The following is a 17,195-nucleotide window of genomic DNA, read 5'->3' as shown; positions in this document are numbered from 1 at the left end:
CTCCCGGTGCCGCCGTACCCCTTCACCGGACCCGCCGCCTCGTCCGGCCGGTCCGGGTCCCGGATTCCCGAGAAGGACACCAGGTGATCACTCCTGCCCTGCCCCGCTCGCGCGATGCCTCGACGGACCAGGCGATAACGGCGTGGGCGCTGGCCGCCCGCGGCGGCGACCCCGAAGCCGTCGAGCTCTTCGTCCGCGCGCTCCACCTCGACGTACGCCGTTACGTCAGCTACCTCGGCGCCGACCCGCAGGCCGCCGACGACCTCGCCCAGGAGACCTTCCTGCGGGCCCTCGGCAGCCTGCACCGTTTCGAGGGCCGCTCCTCCGCCCGCACCTGGCTGCTGTCGATCGCGCGCCGCGCGGTCGTCGACCATCTGCGGTACGCCGCCGCGCGACCGCGCCTGTCCGACACCCACGACTGGCAGTCGGCCGCCGAACGGGCCCAGCCCCGGGGGCTGCCCGGCTTCGACGACGGGGTCGCCCTCGCCGATCTGCTGGCGGCGCTCCCGGACGAGCGCCGGGAGGCCTTCGTCCTCACCCAGCTCCTCGGGCTGCCCTACGCGGACGCGGCCCACGTGAGCAACTGCCCGGTGGGAACCGTGCGCTCCCGGGTGGCCCGGGCCCGCGCCGCCCTCGTCGAGCGGCTGCGCGCGGCCGAGTGCGCGGAGCCGGCCGCCGTCCCGGCCTGAGTACGCGGAAGGCCCGGACCGTGCCGGTCCGGGCCTTCCCTCCGTACGCGGCGCGCCGGGTCACTCCCCGGCGGCCGAGGCCTCCGGTTCGCCCTGGAACGCGCTCAGGATCCGCTCCGCCGCCAGCGTCGCCGTCAACTCGCCGTCGCGGACGCGTCGCTCCAGCGCCGGGGCCAGCTCGCGCACCCGAGGATGCGCGCGCAGCCGGCCCAGCAGCTCGTCCTGGACCATGGTCCAGGTCCAGTCGACCTGCTGGTCACGGCGTTTGGCCGCCAGCCGCCCGGTGGAGTCGAGCAGCGTACGGTGCTGGTCGAGGCGCTCCCAGACGGTGTCCAGGCCGCTGGACTCGCGGGCGCTGCAACACAGCACCGGCGGGGTCCAGGCCGCGTCCGCCGGGTGCATCAGCCGCAGCGCGCCCGCCAGTTCGCGCGCCGCCGACTTCGCGTCGCGCTCGTGCGGGCCGTCGGCCTTGTTCACGGCGATCACGTCCGCCAGCTCGAGCACGCCCTTCTTGATGCCCTGGAGCTGGTCGCCGGTGCGCGCGAGGGTGAGCAGCAGGAACGAGTCGACCATGTCGGCGACCGTCGTCTCGGACTGGCCGACGCCGACCGTCTCCACCAGCACGACGTCGTACCCGGCCGCCTCCATCACCACCATCGACTCGCGGGTCGCCTTGGCGACGCCGCCCAGCGTGCCCGCGCTCGGCGAGGGCCGCACGAACGCCGCCGGGTCCACCGCGAGGCGCTCCATCCGCGTCTTGTCGCCGAGGATGGAGCCACCGGTACGGGTGGAGGACGGGTCGACGGCGAGCACCGCCACCCGGTGGCCCAGCCCCGTCAGCATCGTGCCGAAGGCGTCGATGAAGGTGGACTTGCCCACTCCCGGCACCCCGCTGATACCGATCCGCCGGGCCTTTCCGGCGTGCGGCAGCAGCTCGGTGAGGAGCTGCTGCGCCAGCGTGCGGTGGTCGGGCCGGGTGGACTCGACGAGCGTGATCGCCCGGGCCACGAAGGACCGCTTCCCGCCGAGCACACCCTTGACGTAACTGTCGAGATCGATGCGCACGGGCGGCTACAGCTCGTCGTGGCCCAGCGCCGCGCCGAGCCGCGTCACCAGGTCGTACGCCGCGTCCGGGATGACCGTCCCCGGCGGGAAGACCGCCGTGGCGCCCATCTCCAGCAGGGTCGGGACGTCCTGCGGCGGGATGACACCGCCGACGACGACCATGATGTCCTCCCGGCCCTCGGCCGCCAGCTCCTCGCGGAGCGCCGGTACGAGGGTGAGGTGACCGGCGGCGAGCGAGGACACACCGACGATGTGCACGTCCGCCTCGACCGCCTGCCGGGCCACCTCGCCCGGCGTCTGGAACAGCGGGCCGACGTCCACGTCGAAGCCGAGGTCGGCGAAGGCCGTGGCGATCACCTTCTGGCCGCGGTCGTGGCCGTCCTGGCCCATCTTGGCGACCAGGATGCGCGGACGGCGCCCCTCGGCCTCCTCGAAGCGGTCGACCAGCGTGCGGGTGCGGTCCACGGAAGGCGACTGTCCTGCCTCGTTGCGGTACACGCCGGAGATCGTACGGGTCTGCGCCGCGTGGCGTCCGTACACCTTCTCCAGGGCGTCCGAGATCTCGCCGACCGTCGACATGGCGCGGGCCGCGTCGACGGCCAGCTCCAGGAGGTTGCCGGTGCCGGAGGCGGCGGCGTTCGTCAGCGCGCGCAGCGCGTCCTGGCAGACCGCCTCGTCGCGCTCCTCGCGCAGCCGCCGCAGCTTGGCGATCTGCTGGGTGCGCACCGAGGAGTTGTCGACCTTGAGGACGTCGATCTGCTCGTCGGTCTCCACGCGGTACTTGTTGACGCCGATCACCGGCTGCCGCCCGGAGTCGATCCGCGCCTGGGTGCGGGCGGCGGCCTCCTCGACACGCAGCTTCGGGATGCCCGCGTCGATGGCCTGCGCCATGCCGCCGGCCGCCTCGACCTCCTGGATGTGCTGCCAGGCCCGGCGCGCCAGGTCGTAGGTGAGCTTCTCCACGTACGCGCTGCCGCCCCAGGGATCGATGACCCGGGTGGTGCCCGACTCCTGCTGGATGAGCAGCTGGGTGTTGCGGGCGATACGCGCCGAGAAGTCGGTCGGCAGGGCGAGCGCCTCGTCGAGCGCGTTGGTGTGCAGCGACTGGGTGTGCCCCTGGGTGGCGGCCATCGCCTCCACACAGGTGCGCGTGACGTTGTTGAAGACGTCCTGCGCGGTCAGCGACCAGCCCGAGGTCTGCGAATGGGTGCGCAGCGACAGGGACTTGGTGTTCTTCGGGTCGAACTGCTTGACCAGCCGCGCCCACAGCAGCCGGGCCGCCCGCATCTTGGCGATCTCCATGAAGAAGTTCATGCCGATCGCCCAGAAGAAGGAGAGCCGGGGCGCGAACGCGTCGACGTCGAGTCCGGCCTCCTGTCCGGCCCGCAGGTACTCCACACCGTCCGCGAGCGTGTACGCCAGCTCCAGGTCGGCCGTCGCGCCCGCTTCCTGGATGTGGTAGCCCGAGATGGAGATCGAGTTGTAGCGCGGCATCTTCTGCGAGGTGTACGCGAAGATGTCGGAGATGATCCGCATCGAGGGCTTGGGCGGGTAGATGTAGGTGTTGCGGACCATGAACTCCTTGAGGATGTCGTTCTGGATGGTCCCGGCCAGCTTCTCGGGCGGTACGCCCTGCTCCTCGGCGGCCACGATGTAGAGCGCGAGAACGGGCAGCACCGCGCCGTTCATCGTCATCGACACCGTCATCCGGTCCAGCGGGATGCCGTCGAACAGCTGGCGCATGTCGTAGATGGAGTCGATGGCCACGCCCGCCATGCCGACGTCACCGGTCACCCGCGGGTGGTCGCTGTCGTAGCCGCGGTGCGTCGGCAGGTCGAAGGCGACCGACAGGCCCTTCTGCCCGGCGGCGAGGTTGCGCCGGTAGAAGGCGTTGGACTCCTCGGCCGTGGAGAACCCGGCGTACTGCCGGATCGTCCAGGGCTGGTTGACGTACATCGTCGGGTAGGGGCCGCGCAGATACGGCGCCACGCCCGGGTACGTCCGGAGGAAGTCCAGGCCCTCCAGGTCGCGCGCGGTGTAGAGCGGCTTGACCGCGATGCCCTCCGGGGTCTCCCACAGCAGTTCGCCGTCGGCCTTCCCGGTGGACTCCTTCACGGCGGTGCGCCACTGGTCTTCGGAGCCGCCGGCGCCGGCGCCCGGAGCCAGCGGCAGCTCCGAGAAGTCGGGGATCGTCATGACGCCACTCCCATACGGTCGAGGGCGGAGGAGAGCACGGCCACCGCGTCGCAGCCGGCGAAGACGTACTCGTCCACTCCGGCGAAGTCGCCGCGGCCGGCGAGGTAGACATGGCGCGCGCCGGCCGAGCGCAGCGCGGCGGCGACCGCCTCGGCCTGCTCGGCGTAGAGCGCGTCGCTGGAGCAGAGGCAGGCGACGGTGGCGCCGCTGGCGGCGAACGCCTCGGCGGCCGTCTCCGCGTCGACCGACACCGGGTCGTGCACGGGCTCGATGCCGCCCGCCTGGAACAGGTTGGAGGCGAAGGACGCCCGGCCGGTGTGGGCGGCGGCCGGGCCGAGCGCGGCGAGGAAGACGCGCGGGCGGGTGCCGGTCGCGGCCAGCTGGGCGTCCGAGCGGGCGCGCAGCTCCTCGAACGCCTCGTCGCGGCGGACCTTCGGCAGTCCGCCCGAGGGCTCGGCGGGGGCCGGTTCGCGCTCGACCGGGCGCTCGGCGAGGGAGGGGAACTCGCTGACCCCGGTGACCGGTTCGCGCCGTCGCGCGAGCTCGGCGCTGCGGGCCGCCCAGGTGGCGGCGAGCCGCTCGCGGACCAGGCCCGAGCGGAGCGCGGCGGCCTGGCCGCCCGCCCGCTCGATGGTCTGGAAGAACTCCCAGGCGCTGTGGGCGAGTTCGTCGGTGAGCCGCTCCACGTACCAGGAGCCGCCCGCCGGGTCGATGACCCGGGCCAGGTGCGACTCCTCCAGCAGGATGGAGGAGGTGTTGCGGGCGATCCGGCGGGCGAAGGCGTCCGGCAGACCGAGGGAGTGGTCGAAGGGCAGCACCGTGACGGCGTCCGCGCCGCCGACGCCCGCGCCCAGACAGGCCACCGTGGTGCGCAGCATGTTCACCCACGGGTCGCGGCGCGTCATCATCACCGGTGAGGTCACCGCGTGCTGGCGCTGTGCTCCGGCGGCGGGGGCCCCGCTCGCCTCGGCGACCCGCGCCCACAGCCGCCGCGCGGCGCGCAGTTTGGCGATGGTCAGGAACTGGTCGGCGGTGGCCGCGTAGCGGAACTCCAGCTGGGCGCAGGCGGCCTCGACGGACAGGCCCGCCCCGGTGAGCGCGCGCAGATAGGCGACCGCGGTCGCCAGTGAGGCGCCGAGCTCCTCGGCGGCCGAACCGCCGGCCTCGTGGTACGGCAGGGCGTCCACGGTGAGTGCGCGCAGCTGTGTGAACCGCTCGTCGCAGAGCCGGGCGAGGCCGACCGCGGACGCCGGGTCCAGCGCCTCACCGGTCCGGGCCTCGTGGCCGAGCGGGTCGGCGCCGAGGTTGCCGCGCGCGGAGCCGTCCGGGACGCCGCGCTCCTCGTACAGGCTCAGCAACGCCCGTGCGGCGGGCTCGGATTCGGCGCCCGCGTCGAGGACGACGGGCGCGAGGTCGAGGTAGACCCCGTCGAGGGCGCGGGCGAGCGAGGAGACCGGGACGCCGCCCCGGCCCACTGTCAGCCAGAGCGAGGTGACGCCGTTCTCCAGATCGGCCAGCACCGCCTCGTTGACCCGGGCGGGGTCGGTTCCGGCGTGGCGCTGGCGTACGCCCCAGCCGTCGGCCGCGTTGCCCTCGGCCCGGCTTCCCCGGACAAAGGGGGCGAAGCCCGGATATCCGGCATCGGGCGCGGAGTCTCGCGCGGTGTACAGGGGCCGGGTGGTGAGCCCGGCCTCGACCGGGGTGGACAGTGCCTCCTCGGCAGCCGTGCCCGAGACATCTTTACCCGATTTGCGCAGCACGCCTTCCACGAGGCGCTGCCACTGCTCATGGGTTGCATCAGGGAACTCGGCGGCCAGCGAAAGCCCGTCGTCAGGCAGGACCGTCATGCTCAGATGTTAGGGCAGCCGCCCAAAGGCGCAGCAGAGGGAAAGGCTGTGACCTTGCCCTCTTCGGAACGCTCTTGATCCGTTACGGACGGTGCCGTATCCGGCGCGGGCGAGCGTTCGTGGTCGCAACGGCCCGTACCGGCCTCTTGGGACGTATCGCCCCTCTCGCGCCGACCTCTTGACCGCACCCGAAGGGCACTGGTTCAGTGGCTCAGCCACTGATCCACTCATGGATCACCGCATCACGGCCCTGGGGAGGGACTTCGTGGAGACGCTGCCCCGCGAGACCATCGTGGACGTACTGGAGCACCGGCTGCGCGAGGACATCCTCACCGGCCGCCATCCGGCGGGCAGCTATCTGCCCCCCGAACGCAGCCTCGCCGACGGCTACGGCGTCACCCGCACCACCCTCAAGCACGCCTTCGGCCGGCTGGTGCAGGCCGGACTCCTGGAGACCCGCCACGGCGTCGGCACCCGCGTCCGCGACTACGCGCGCCTGGGCGGCGCCGATCTGCTGCCGATGCTGGTGCGCCACAGCCCCGACTGGATCGGCGAGGTCTTCGAGGTGCGGCGCGGCGTCGGCGCGCTCATCGCCGAACGCGCGGCGGCCCGCCGCGACACCGGGGCCGTCACCGAACTGCGCCGGCTGCTCGAAGCCGTACGGGAGGCCGAGGGCGGCGACGCGGTGCAGCTGGCCGACGCCGAGGTGCACCGGGCGCTGGCGCGGGCCACCGGCAACCGGGTCTACGTCCTGCTCACCAACACCCTCTTCAACGCCTATCTGCCCGTACGGGCCGCGCTGGCCGGGCCGTTCACCGACCCGGAGGCGGCGTACGCGCGGCTCGCCCCGGTCGTCGAGGCGGTGGAGGCGGGCGACCGCGCCGCGGCACATGCGGCGGCGGACGCCTATCTGACCGCCACCGAGCGGATCATGCTGGAGGACCTGGCGTGAGCGGGCGGGGCACCGAGTTCCGCGAGACACTGCTCGGCACGTTCCGCCTCTACGGCGAGGGCCGCACCCGCGCGGCCCGCCTCGACCTGCGGGCCGTCGCCGACACCGTCCCGCACCCGGCCGGAACGACGACCGCACGCCTCACCGGACGCGTCCGCGTCGAGGGCCGGGCCGACGACCCGCACGCCACCGGGGAGTTGGAGATCTCCCCGCTCAAGCGCCGCCGTATCCGCTACCGCCTCGCCTTCACCGTCGACGGGCGCCGCCTCACCCTGGACGGCTGGAAGTCCCCCACCCCGCTGCGCCCGGTCCGCTCGATGACGGTCCTGCCCTGCACGCTGTACGAGGAGGGCGCGCGGGTGGGCGTGGGCACCCTCCGCTTCCCCCTGTCCTCCCTGTCCATGGGGCTGGTCCCGTTCCTGGCGAGCTTCCGCTTCCCGCGCCGCGAGGACGCCGACGCCCTGGTCGCCCCGCGCTGGAGGGGCGAGCCGGGCCGTACCGAGGTCTGGTACACCACCGCGACCGACCCGGTCACCGGCGACGGCCTCTGGCTCCACCACGAACTGGTCGCCCCCACGGACGGCTCGGCCGCCCGCGCCCACGGCTGGGTCGCGGTGTTCCCCAAGGACGGGCCGGTCGAGCACGCCCGCTTCGGGCCGGGACCGTGGCAGGCGGGCGCCGACGGCTTCGGCACCGAGGACGTCTCGGTCCGGCCGGGCCGGCTGACCGGCCGGGCGGGCCCGTTCAAGTGGGACCTGGCCGAACGCGCCGAGGACACCCCGCTGTTCACCTTCCCGCGCTGGTCCTGGCGCCGCCCGCTGCTCCCCGCCGCGCAGATCCTGCCGGCCGCCCGCGCCACGTACGACGGCACGGTCACCCGGGACGGGCGGACCCTGACGCTCCGGGGCGCCCCGGGCGCGTCCGCCCGTATATACGGACACGGCAACGCCCACCGCTGGTCCTGGCTGCACGCGGACCTCGGCGGCGGGGACGTCCTGGAGGTCGTGGCGGCGGTCTCCACGCGGCCGGTGCTGCGCGCACTGCCGCCCCTGGTCTTCCTGCGGCTGCGCCGGGGCGGGCGCACCTGGCCCCGCCGGCCCGGACGGACGGCCCTCGGATGGGCGGGCGCGGGCCGGTTCCGGGCGGAGCTCGGACTGCCGGTGTGGACCGTGACCGGCCGCTGCGGACCGCGCCGCATCCGCGTCGAGGTGACCCAGCCGCCGGACCGCACCCTGACCCTCGACTACACCGACCCCGACGGCAGCGGAGCGCTCTGCCGCAACAGCGGGGCGGCGGACGCGGTCGTACGCCTGGAGCGCTGGTGGGGCCGGTGGCGGCCGGAGGCCCGGTGGACACTGGAGGGCACGGCCCACGCGGAGGTGGGCGGCCGATGAACGACCACGGCAGCCGGACCGCGGCCGGGCTGGTGGGCGCGCTCCTCGCCGACGACGGCACCCGGCCCTGGACGGCGACGGCGGCGCGCAGGCTCGACGACATCCTCGCCTCGATGCCCGCACCCGCCCGGGCGGGGCTGCGGGGCGCGGCGGCGGCCGTCGACGCCTACGCGTTCGCCCGCACGGGACGGCGGCTGGCGGCCCTCGGCCAGCAGGAGCGCGAGACCGTCATGGCGGCGCTCGGCGCCCGCCCCGCCCTCGCCCCGCTCCTCGACCTGCTCAAGGTCCCGGTCCTGCTCGCCGCCGGGACCGAGCGGATGCTGCACGAGGGGGCGCGCGAGCCTGCCCCGGCGCCGCCGGACGATCCGCCGCTCGACTGCGTCCCGGCCCGGGAGTGGCCCGCGCGCACCACCGCCGACGCCGTGGTGATCGGCTCCGGCGCAGGGGGAGCGATGGCCGCGCGGACCCTCGCGCGGGCCGGGCTGCGCACGCTCGTCCTGGAGGAGGGCCACCACCACACCACCGCCTCCTTCGGCAGGCGCGCCCCGCTCGACCGGTTCGCCGAGCTCTACCGCGACGGCGGGGCGACCGTCGCGGCCGGCCGGCCGCCCCTGCTGCTGCCGACCGGGCGGGCCGTCGGCGGCACCACGCTGGTCAACTCCGGTACCTGCTACCGCACTCCGGACCACGTCCTCGACCGCTGGCGCACCGCCTTCGGCTTCGGTCTCGCGGAGCGCATGCCGCAGCGCCTCGACGAGGTCGAGCGGACCCTGCGGGTCGCCACCCAGCCGCTCGACGTCCTGGGCAACAACGGTCTGCTGGCGCTCACCGGCGCGCGACGGCTCGGCTGGCGGGCCGCGCCCCTGCGCCGCAACGCCCCCGGCTGCAAGGGCTCCTGCCAGTGCGTGGTGGGCTGCCCGTCCGGCGCCAAGCAGAGCGTGCAGCTCTCGGTGCTGCCGGACGCGTGCGCGGCGGGGGCCACGATCGTGACGGGCGCGCGGGTGCGGCGCATCCTGGTGGACGCCGACCGGCCGGGCGGGCCGAGGGCCGCGGGGGTGCGGGTGCGGCGGGCGGACGGCAGCGAGCTGGAGATCCTCAGCCCGCTGGTGGTGCTCGCCGCGGGCGCCCTCCAGTCCCCGCCGCTGCTGCGCCGCTCGGGCCTCGGCTCCCACCCGGGCGTCGGCCGCAACCTCAGCGTGCACCCGGCGACGAGCGTGGCGGGCCGCTTCCCCGGGCCGGTCACCGCCTGGGAGGGGGTGCTCCAGAGCGTCGGGGTGGAGGAGCTGCACGGCCAGGGCGTCCTCGTCGAGGCGACGGCGACCCCGCCGGGCATGGGCAGCTTCGTCCTGCCGGGCGTGGGCCGCGAACTGCGCCGCGAGCTGGACGGCGCCGGGAACCTGGCCACCCTCGGCGCGATGATCGCCGACCGCCCCTCGGGCAGCGTCCACGGCCGCGACCGCACCCTGATCCGCTACGACCTGCATCCCCGCGACGCGCTACGGCTGATGACGGCGGTGCGCGCCATGGGCCGGCTCCTCTTCGCGGCGGGCGCCGAGGAGGTGCTGACGGGCGTCCCGAGGGCCCCGAGGGCGCGCGACGCACGAGAACTGGACGAGGTGCTGGCCGGGGTGACGGCACGTCAGCTGCACCTCTCGGCCTTCCATCCCACCGGTACGGTCGCCGGGGGCGGCGACCCGGCCCGCTTCCCGGCGGACGGCCAGGGCCGCCTGCGGGGCGTCCACGGTGTGCTGGTCGCCGACGCGTCCCTGCTGCCGGGATGCCCCGAGGTGAACCCCCAGCTCAGCGTGATGGCGACGGCGTTGGGCGTGGCAGACGGTTGACGGGCCCGGTCGGCGGCACCGGCGCGGGGCGCGCACGAGCCCGGGACGTCGCAACACGAGCCGCTACGGCGAGCAACTCGTCGAACCGGGCGGCTCCCGCAGTCGGCCGGAGCCCGCGGCCGGCCGGGGTCAGAGCAGGGCCCGCAGCGCGGACCGGTCGACGAGCCCCACCGCGTGCCCGTCCCGCACCGCCACCGCCAGCTCCTCGCCGCGCTCCTCCAGCTCGGCGAGCACCGCTCGCGCCCCCTCGCCCACCCCGAAGTGGGGGAGCGGGGCGGCGAGATGGTCGCGTACCGGGTCGTCCGGCTTCAGCGAGCCGTCCTCCAGGGCCGCGGTCAACGCGTCCAGCCGGAGGGAGCCCGCCAGCTCCGGGACGGTCGGCGCCCGGTCCGGGCCCACCGGGCACGGTCCGGCCGGGGCGAGCGCCGGCAGACCCCGCTCGCGCAGGGCCCGCAGCACCGCCAGCGCCTGCGCGGCCGTGCTGAGCCGGTTCACATACGGCAGCGGCTCGGCCCGTACCGCCGGGGCCACCGCGTCGCCGACCCGGGCCGTGCCCTCCTCGCCGTCGAGGAAACCCAGCCGCAGCAGCCACGCGTCGTCGAAGTACTTCGACAGGTACTGGCGCCCGGAGTCGGGCAGGATCACCACGACCAGTGACTCCGGGCCGAGCCCGGCGGCCACGCGCTCTGCCGCGGCCACCGCGAGACCGGCCGAGCCGCCGACCATCAGACCCTGCTCGCGGGCGAGTCGGCGTACCGCAAGGAGCGCCTCGCGGTCGGCCACCGGGATCAGCTCGTCCACCACCTCCTGCTGGTAGGAGCTGGGCCAGAGGTCCTCCACCGTCTCGGGGTGGCGCACATGCCCGGTCGCCTCGACGAAGTACGGCCGGCCGTCGCCGCCCGAGTACACCGACGCCACCGGGTCGGCCCCCGTCACCCGCACCGCGCCCCCGCTGACCTCCTTGAGATAGCGGCCGGTGCCGCTGATCGTGCCGCCGGTGCCGACGCAGGCCACCAGATGCGTGACCCGGCCGTCCGTCTGGCGCCAGATCTCCGGGCCCGTCGTGGCGTAGTGCGCGGCCGGGTTGGCCGGGTTGTCGTACTGCCCGGCGAGCCAGCTGCCCGGCCGCTCCGCGGCGATCCGCGCCGCCGTGTTGAAGACGTTGTCCGGGTCCTCGGCGGGAAGGCCGCTGCGCCGCACGACCACCTCCGCGCCGAACCCGCGCAGCGTGGCGATCTTCTCGGCGCTCGTCTTGTCGGGGACGACCAGGACCGCGCGGTACCCCTTCACCGCCGCCACCATCGCGAGCCCGGCCCCGGTGTTGCCGGAGGTCGCCTCGACGACGGTGCCGCCCGGGCGCAGCAGCCCCTCCCGCTCCGCCTGCTCGATCATGTGCAGACCGATGCGGTCCTTCACACTGCCGCCCGCGCTGAGGTATTCGAGCTTCGCGTAGAGCGCGGCCGACTCCTCGCCGCCGGGCGTGCGCAGCCGTACCAGCGGGGTGCCGCCGACGAGTTCGAGCACTGATTCGTGAACGTCCATACCGGCGAGCTTACGAGGCACCGGCGGGGCGGAGGATCCGCGTGCCCGGCCGCGTACCGTACGCGGCCGGGCACGTGGTCCCCGGCGGAGGGGTTACGCGTCGAACGTGTAGAACTTCTTGTGGTCCAGCATGTCCGCCGGCGTCACGTTGTTCCACGGGCGCATGGTGTCGCGCAGGTCCACCACGTTCGCCGTCCCGGCGGCCGGGAGGTACGGCGAGGCGGGGTGGCGCTCCTGCCACTGCGCCCACAGCTTGTCGATGAAGGCGTGGTGCAGCCAGAACACCGGGTCGTTGGGGGAGACACCGGTGGCCATCTGGCCGCCGACCCACACATGCACCCGGTTGTGCAGGTTGACCCCGCGCCACCCCTCCAGGTGGTTGCGGAAGCCGTCCGAGGCGCTGTTCCAGGGGGCCATGTCGTAGGTGGTCATGGCGAGCACGCTGTCGACCTCGGCCCTGGTGGGCAGCTGCGCCACGCTCGCGCCGAGCGCGCGGCGCAGGTAGTTGCGGCCGTCCACCCGGACGTTGATGGTCCACCGGCCGCCGCCGGAGGCGAACGGGCCGTCCATCACCTGGCCGTCACGGCTGCGGCCGGTGCCGCCGAGGAAGTCGGCGGCCCAGAGCGAGGAGGCCGTGGTGCGGTCGGCGGTCCAGTCCCAGTAGGGGAGCGCGACGGTGGAGTCCACCGCCTGAAGGGCCTGTTCGAACTCCAGCAGGAATCTGCGGTGCCACGGCAGGAACGACGGCGAGCGGTGGCCGACGCGGTCGGTGTCGTCGTTGTCGCTCATGATGAAGGCGTTGTGCGTGGTGACGAACGCGTCGTACGTCCCGTTGCGCTTCAGCGTCAGGATCGCGTTGACGAAGCGCCGCTTCTCGTCCGCGGTGAGCGTCGCCTGGTTCTTGCGTACGGTCATGGAAGGGCTCCAGATTGTGGTCTGCGCGGGTGCGGTGACGGGACGGGGTCAGGCGAGCGGGACGAGGGTCGCGCCCTGGAGCTCCACCACGGCCGCACGGGCCACGGCGCGCGGGTTCGCGAACGTCTCGTAGTGGTTGACCACGCTGATCCAGGTGCCGTCGGCGTTCCGCATCACGTGCAGCTCCTGGCCGTCTATTCGCACCGCGTAGCCCCCGTGGTGACCGGCGTGACCGCCGCCGTGCACGGGCTCGCCCTGTATCCGGCGGCCCTGGTAGACCTCGTCGAACGAGGCGGGCACATCGTGGCCGGTGTGGTCCATGGTGCCGGTGTGGCCGGTGTGGCCGTCGCCCGCGGCGGGGACGACGCCGTTGGCGTGCTCGTCGGCGGTCGCCGCGTACGCGGTTCCGGCCAGGCCCAGGCCGGCCACCGCGCTCGCGGTGAGGCCCAGCGCGCTGCGGCGGGTGAGTCGGGACATGGGTAACCCCCTGTGGTCGGCGGTGCTCGGTAGTGGTCCAGCGGTGTCGGGGGCGCGAAAGGTGAAGTCGCCGCCCGGCCGACGCGCTTGACGGGTCGTTGACGGACTGTCGTCCGGCTGGTCAGGGCCGGACGTCCGGCAAACCGTCCTGGCAAATGCCTACAGGCCGGCAACGGAACGGCAAAGCGCCGCCCAAGAGGTTGGGCTCAATGCGGACATGTCCAGATTCGAAGTGCAATGTTGAACGGGAATGATCTTGCTGTTCGGGGCTGTCGAGCCCGCCGAAAGTGGAGATCCTTCATGGAATCTGTCGATCCCGTGAAGATTTTGCTGTTCAGGTGGCGGCGGTGTGGTGGCCCTCACGTGCGAAACCTGGCCGGTTTCGCTTGCCGTGCACGGGAGGTGACGGGGTGTGAGATGACCAGGTCATGACAGTAAATCGGGCCCGCGCGTGTGGTGTGCCGTCTGCGCGGATCCGTCAGGCCAGGCCGAACAGCTGCGTCCAGTACGTGCCCGCGCGCCCGCCGCCCGCGAAGCCGACGCCGATGTGGGTGAAGTCGGGCTTGAGGATGTTGGCGCGGTGGCCCGGACTGTTCATCCAGCCCTCCACCACCTCGGCCGCGGTGCGCTGACCGCACGCGATGTTCTCGCCGATGCCCCGGTGCCCGGCCCCGGCCGCCCGGGCCCGGTCCCACGGCTCCAGGCCCTCCGGTGAGGTGTGCGAGTAGAAGCCGCGGGCCGCCATGTCCGCGCTGTACGCCTGGGCCGCCGAGGCGAGGCGGGTGTCGTCCGCCAGCGGGCGCAGCCCCGCCGTGGCGCGGCGGCCGTTGGTGAGCGCGACCACCTCGGCCACCGTCCGGCGCAGCCCGTCCGCGCTGAAGGGTCTCGCCCACAGCGCCGTCCAGTACACCTCGCCGGTGCGCTCGTCGGTGGCGCGGCCGATGCCCGCCTCGGTGAAGGCGGCGTCACGCAGCGGGCGGCGGGTGTGGGCGTCCTCCAGGCAGTACGCCAGGAACTCGGCCGGGGTGCGCGGGCCCGAGACGAGATGCTCGGCGATGCCCAGATAGGCGTACCCCCGTGTGGTCACGCGCTGGAAGACCGACACCCCGTCCGGGCTCTCCACGCTCAGGCGTCCCTGGGCGGCCATGGTCGCGGCGTGCGCCCCGGCGGCCGAGGCCAGCCGTGCGTCGACCGTCACCGCCGGGGTTCCGGCCCGCGCCCGCTCGGCGTTGACCAGCGCGCCGAAGCCGTCGGCCCGTTCGGGCCCGGGGCGCCGCGCGGCCGGGACCGCCGCGGCCGGCGTGGGCAACTGGACGGTGGGTGCGTGCGGCGGTGGGTCCTCGTCGGCCACGTCCACCCCGAAGTCGCGGGCCACCCCCGCCAGGCCGTCCGCGTACCCCTGCCCCAGCGCGCGCACCTTCCAGCCGGTGCCCCGGCGGTAGATCTCGACCAGCAGCAGCACCGTCTCCCGCTCCGGCCTCGGCGGGGTGAACCGGGCCAGGAGCTCGCCGCCGGGGCCGGTGAGGCGCAGGCTCGGCACCGGCAGCCGGCCCAGCGGCACGCCCGGCTCGGCGGGGCTGACGACCACGGTGAGCCGGCTCGCCCCGGCCCGCAGCCGGCCGGGATCGACCGTGATCACATGGTCGTCGAGCCGGGTTCCGGGGGCGGACGGCTGGTTGTAGAAGACGAAGTCGGCGTCGCCGCCCACCTTCCCCGTGTCGTCGGTGATCAGCACCGACAGGTCGAAGGGCCCCGGGACGCCGATCGTGAGAACGCCGTCCGGGAGGGATTGGTTGCCGCCGGGAACCAGCTCACTCATCGCCACCACCTGTCCCCGGGGCCTGCCGCGGTCCGCCGCCGCGCCGCTGTGCCGTCGTGGGGAGAACGCGACGGGCGCGGTGGCCGGTTCCCGGCCCGCGGCGTGTCGCGCCGAGGACTTTCGCGGCCGGGGCCGCCCGGCCGCCGGGGCCCGCCCGGACCACCGGAACGGGTGACACATCCGGGGCGGATGCGTTCTGCGGGGCCGGGTACCAGAATGGAGCCACGCCGGACTAACAAGGAGGCGGTATGAACGCTCAGTCCGAGCCCGCGCCGAAGCGGGAGGGAATCACCCCGGACGCACTGCTGCACACCGGGTCGAGCGGTGACGTCACGGCCGAGGACCTGGTACTGGCCTCGGGGCGCGACATCACGCCCAAGAACCTGGAGTGGGCCGAGCGCCGCCTTGAGCAGGACGGCACCGCGGCGATCGACAAACTGCTGCCCTGACCTGACCTGCCCTGACCTCGAAAGCCCGGCCCCTCCCCGCTCAGCCCCTCGCGTAGACGCTGCTCGCGAACGAGGCGAACTGGTCCGCGGGGAGGTGCCGGGCGAGGTCCGCCTCGGTGATCATCCCGACCGGCTCACCGTCGTCCACGACGACGAGTCGGCGGATCCGCGCGTCGCTCATCACCCGTACCGCCTCGACCGCGTCCGCGTCCGCGGGGACCGTCCGCGGCCTGCCGTAGGCGAGGTCCCCGGCGGTCACCTCGGCCGCCTCCCTGCCGGCCGCGAGCACCTTCACCACGATGTCACGGTCCGTGACGATGCCCGTCAGCGTGCCGTCCTCGCTCCGCACCGGAAGCGCCCCGATGCCGTGGTCCCGCATCAGCTGGGCGGCGCGGTCGAGCGTCTCGCTCGCCGGGATGCAGCGGATGTCGACGGTCATCAGGTCGCGGGCGGTGGTCATGAGGGCCTCCGGGGGCGGTCGGGTACGCCTTCGCCATGCTGGCGGCGCCCCGGAGGTGCGGCGACCGTATGGGGACGAACGGGTGACCCGCGCCGGTCCGGCGCGCCTTGGTCCCGCGAGGTCTTCGCACCGCCCTTCCGCGTTCCCCGCCCTTCCGGATTGCTGGAACACGTTCTACTGTGTGCCCGCCCGCACGACGTACCGAAAGGCGTGCGCCCCCGCACGGCCCCGCACGGCCGCGCACGGCGACGTTCAGCGACACACCGTGACGCGCACGCACCGCGACGGACCGTGACCGCCCGGGAGGGCCCCGTGCACCTCGAATACACGCCCGAGCAGCAGCGGCTCCGCGCCGAGCTGCGCGCCTACTTCGCCGAGCTGGTGCCCGACCGCGCCGACGGCCTCCCCCAGGGCCCGCAGGGCACGGGAGGCGCCCGCGCCACCGGTCCCGCCGCCCAGAAGCGCTTCTACCGCGAAACCGTGCGCCGCCTCGGTAGGGACGGCTGGCTGGGGGTGGGCTGGCCCACCGAGTACGGCGGGCGCGGGCTGAGCCCGATGGAGCAGTTCATCTTCTTCGACGAGGCGGCCCAGGGCGGTGTCCCGCTGCCGCTGATGGCGCTGAACACGGTCGGCCCGACCCTGATGGCCTTCGGCACGGACGAGCAGAAGGCGTACTTCCTGCCGAAGATCCTCTCCGGCGAGATCGACTTCGCGATCGGCTACAGCGAACCGGACGCCGGCACCGACCTGGCCGCGCTGAAGACGAGAGCGGTGCGCGACGGGGACACGTACATCGTCAACGGCCAGAAGATCTGGACGACCAACGGCGACACCGCGGACTGGGTCTGGCTGGCCGTGCGCACCGACCCCGCCGCGCCGGTGCACAAGGGCATCTCCATGCTCCTGGTGCCCACCTCCGACCCCGGCTACTCGTGCACCCTCATCAACACGCTCGCCTCGCACGACACCACCGCCAGCTACTACGAGAACATCCGCGTCCCCGTCTCCCGCCGCGTGGGCGAGGAGAACAAGGGCTGGCGGCTGATCACCAACCAGCTCAACCACGAACGCGTCACGCTCGCCGCGCACGGCACCATGGCGATCCGCGCCCTGCACGACGTCCAGCGCTGGGCCGCCGACACCAAGCTCGCCGATGGGCGCCGCGTCATCGACCTCGGCTGGGTGCGCGGGCGCCTCGCCCGGACCCACACCAGGCTCGACGCGATGAAGCTCCTCAACTGGCAGATGGTCAACGCCGTCCAGGAGGGCACCCTCACCCCGCAGGACGCCTCGGCGGTCAAGGTGTACGGCTCGGAGGCGCGCCGGGACGCGTACGCCTGGCTCATGGAGGTGGTCGGCGCGGCCGGCCCACTGAAGGAGGGCTCGGCGGGGGCGGTGCTCCACGGCGAACTGGAGCGCGGCTACCGCTCGGCGGTGATCTTCACGTTCGGCGGCGGCAACAACGAGATCCAGCGCGAAATCATCTCCTGGATCGGTCTGGGGATGCCGCGCGTACGCCGTTAGCCTGGCCGTACAGGAGGTCCTGTCC

General features: G+C 74.0%; 14 protein-coding genes. 6 read left to right on the top strand and 8 right to left on the bottom strand.

Features of this window, described 5'->3' with window-relative positions; genetic code table 11:
• The first annotated feature begins 83 nt into the window (after window positions 1–83).
• Window positions 84–689, top strand: a complete 606-nt coding sequence (locus ACZ5ID_RS02345; RefSeq protein ID WP_468892654.1) for a sigma-70 family RNA polymerase sigma factor — start codon at window positions 84–86, stop codon at window positions 687–689.
• 60 nt (window positions 690–749) lie between these two features.
• On the opposite strand, the gene meaB is transcribed toward ACZ5ID_RS02345, so the two are convergent.
• Genes meaB through mutA form a run of 3 tightly spaced genes read right to left on the bottom strand, consistent with a single transcriptional unit; the run spans window position 750 to window position 5,797 of the window.
• Window positions 750–1,754 (bottom strand): methylmalonyl Co-A mutase-associated GTPase MeaB, encoded by a 1,005-nt coding sequence (meaB, locus tag ACZ5ID_RS02340; protein WP_468892652.1) that lies wholly within the window; start codon window positions 1,752–1,754, stop codon window positions 750–752.
• Window positions 1,755–1,760: 6 nt separating this feature from the next.
• Entirely contained in the window at window positions 1,761–3,950 is a 2,190-nt protein-coding gene (gene scpA, locus ACZ5ID_RS02335; RefSeq protein ID WP_468892650.1) for a methylmalonyl-CoA mutase, read from the bottom strand.
• The gene (gene mutA, locus ACZ5ID_RS02330) at window positions 3,947–5,797 is read right to left on the bottom strand and encodes a methylmalonyl-CoA mutase small subunit (protein WP_468892648.1); all 1,851 of its coding nucleotides are present in this window, start codon (window positions 5,795–5,797) and stop codon (window positions 3,947–3,949) included. Before mutA ends, scpA begins: the two co-directional genes overlap by 4 nt.
• A gap of 265 nt (window positions 5,798–6,062) precedes the next feature.
• Between mutA and ACZ5ID_RS02325 the strand changes: the two genes are divergently transcribed.
• From ACZ5ID_RS02325 to ACZ5ID_RS02315, 3 genes are read left to right on the top strand one after another with little or no spacing between them, the layout of a single operon-like run.
• Window positions 6,063–6,749: a FadR/GntR family transcriptional regulator gene (locus tag ACZ5ID_RS02325; protein ID WP_468893151.1), complete on the top strand. Its 687-nt coding sequence runs from the start codon at window positions 6,063–6,065 to the stop codon at window positions 6,747–6,749.
• Complete coding sequence (locus ACZ5ID_RS02320) at window positions 6,746–8,143, top strand: hypothetical protein (protein ID WP_468892646.1); 1,398 nt, start codon at window positions 6,746–6,748, stop codon at window positions 8,141–8,143. The genes ACZ5ID_RS02325 and ACZ5ID_RS02320 overlap by 4 nt, the downstream gene beginning before the upstream one ends.
• On the top strand, window positions 8,140–9,984 hold the full coding sequence (locus ACZ5ID_RS02315; RefSeq protein ID WP_468892644.1) for a GMC family oxidoreductase: 1,845 nt from the start codon (window positions 8,140–8,142) through the stop codon (window positions 9,982–9,984). Before ACZ5ID_RS02320 ends, ACZ5ID_RS02315 begins: the two co-directional genes overlap by 4 nt.
• Window positions 9,985–10,113: 129 nt before the next feature.
• Here ACZ5ID_RS02315 and ACZ5ID_RS02310 read toward each other — a convergent pair whose 3' ends face one another.
• The 4 genes from ACZ5ID_RS02310 to ACZ5ID_RS02295 form a co-directional block, all read right to left on the bottom strand.
• Entirely contained in the window at window positions 10,114–11,526 is a 1,413-nt protein-coding gene (locus ACZ5ID_RS02310) for a pyridoxal-phosphate dependent enzyme (RefSeq protein WP_468892642.1), read from the bottom strand.
• 93 nt (window positions 11,527–11,619) lie between these two features.
• Entirely contained in the window at window positions 11,620–12,441 is an 822-nt protein-coding gene (gene melC2, locus ACZ5ID_RS02305) for a tyrosinase MelC2 (RefSeq protein ID WP_468892640.1), read from the bottom strand.
• A gap of 48 nt (window positions 12,442–12,489) precedes the next feature.
• Entirely contained in the window at window positions 12,490–12,918 is a 429-nt protein-coding gene (gene melC1, locus ACZ5ID_RS02300; RefSeq protein WP_468892638.1) for an apotyrosinase chaperone MelC1, read from the bottom strand.
• 478 nt (window positions 12,919–13,396) lie between these two features.
• Window positions 13,397–14,737, bottom strand: coding sequence for a CAP domain-containing protein (locus ACZ5ID_RS02295; RefSeq protein WP_468892636.1), 1,341 nt, complete (start codon window positions 14,735–14,737; stop codon window positions 13,397–13,399).
• A 248-nt stretch (window positions 14,738–14,985) separates the two neighbouring features.
• Here ACZ5ID_RS02295 and ACZ5ID_RS02290 point away from each other — a divergent pair, with 248 nt between their 5' ends.
• Window positions 14,986–15,186 carry a hypothetical protein gene (locus ACZ5ID_RS02290; protein WP_406551900.1) on the top strand — a complete coding sequence of 67 codons (201 nt, stop codon included), beginning with the start codon at window positions 14,986–14,988 and terminating at the stop codon, window positions 15,184–15,186.
• Between the two features lie 40 nt (window positions 15,187–15,226).
• On the opposite strand, the gene ACZ5ID_RS02285 is transcribed toward ACZ5ID_RS02290, so the two are convergent.
• Entirely contained in the window at window positions 15,227–15,646 is a 420-nt protein-coding gene (locus ACZ5ID_RS02285) for a CBS domain-containing protein (RefSeq protein WP_468892634.1), read from the bottom strand.
• Between the two features lie 312 nt (window positions 15,647–15,958).
• Here ACZ5ID_RS02285 and ACZ5ID_RS02280 point away from each other — a divergent pair, with 312 nt between their 5' ends.
• Window positions 15,959–17,170, top strand: a complete 1,212-nt coding sequence (locus tag ACZ5ID_RS02280; protein ID WP_468892632.1) for an acyl-CoA dehydrogenase family protein — start codon at window positions 15,959–15,961, stop codon at window positions 17,168–17,170.
• Window positions 17,171–17,195: the final 25 nt, after the last annotated feature.

It is taken from the genome of Streptomyces sp. NPDC031670 (assembly GCF_055580545.1).
This window is presented reverse-complemented; position numbering and strand designations above follow the sequence as displayed.

Coding starts and splice junctions, on each gene's coding strand:
- scpA (WP_468892650.1), bottom strand. CDS start 3,950: ATGACGATCCCCGACTTCTCGGAGCTGCCGCTGGCTCCGGGCGCCGGC.
- mutA (WP_468892648.1), bottom strand. CDS start 5,797: ATGACGGTCCTGCCTGACGACGGGCTTTCGCTGGCCGCCGAGTTCCCT.
- ACZ5ID_RS02315 (WP_468892644.1), top strand. CDS start 8,140: ATGAACGACCACGGCAGCCGGACCGCGGCCGGGCTGGTGGGCGCGCTC.
- ACZ5ID_RS02310 (WP_468892642.1), bottom strand. CDS start 11,526: ATGGACGTTCACGAATCAGTGCTCGAACTCGTCGGCGGCACCCCGCTG.
- melC2 (WP_468892640.1), bottom strand. CDS start 12,441: ATGACCGTACGCAAGAACCAGGCGACGCTCACCGCGGACGAGAAGCGG.
- melC1 (WP_468892638.1), bottom strand. CDS start 12,918: ATGTCCCGACTCACCCGCCGCAGCGCGCTGGGCCTCACCGCGAGCGCG.
- ACZ5ID_RS02295 (WP_468892636.1), bottom strand. CDS start 14,737: ATGAGTGAGCTGGTTCCCGGCGGCAACCAATCCCTCCCGGACGGCGTT.
- ACZ5ID_RS02290 (WP_406551900.1), top strand. CDS start 14,986: ATGAACGCTCAGTCCGAGCCCGCGCCGAAGCGGGAGGGAATCACCCCG.
- ACZ5ID_RS02285 (WP_468892634.1), bottom strand. CDS start 15,646: ATGACCACCGCCCGCGACCTGATGACCGTCGACATCCGCTGCATCCCG.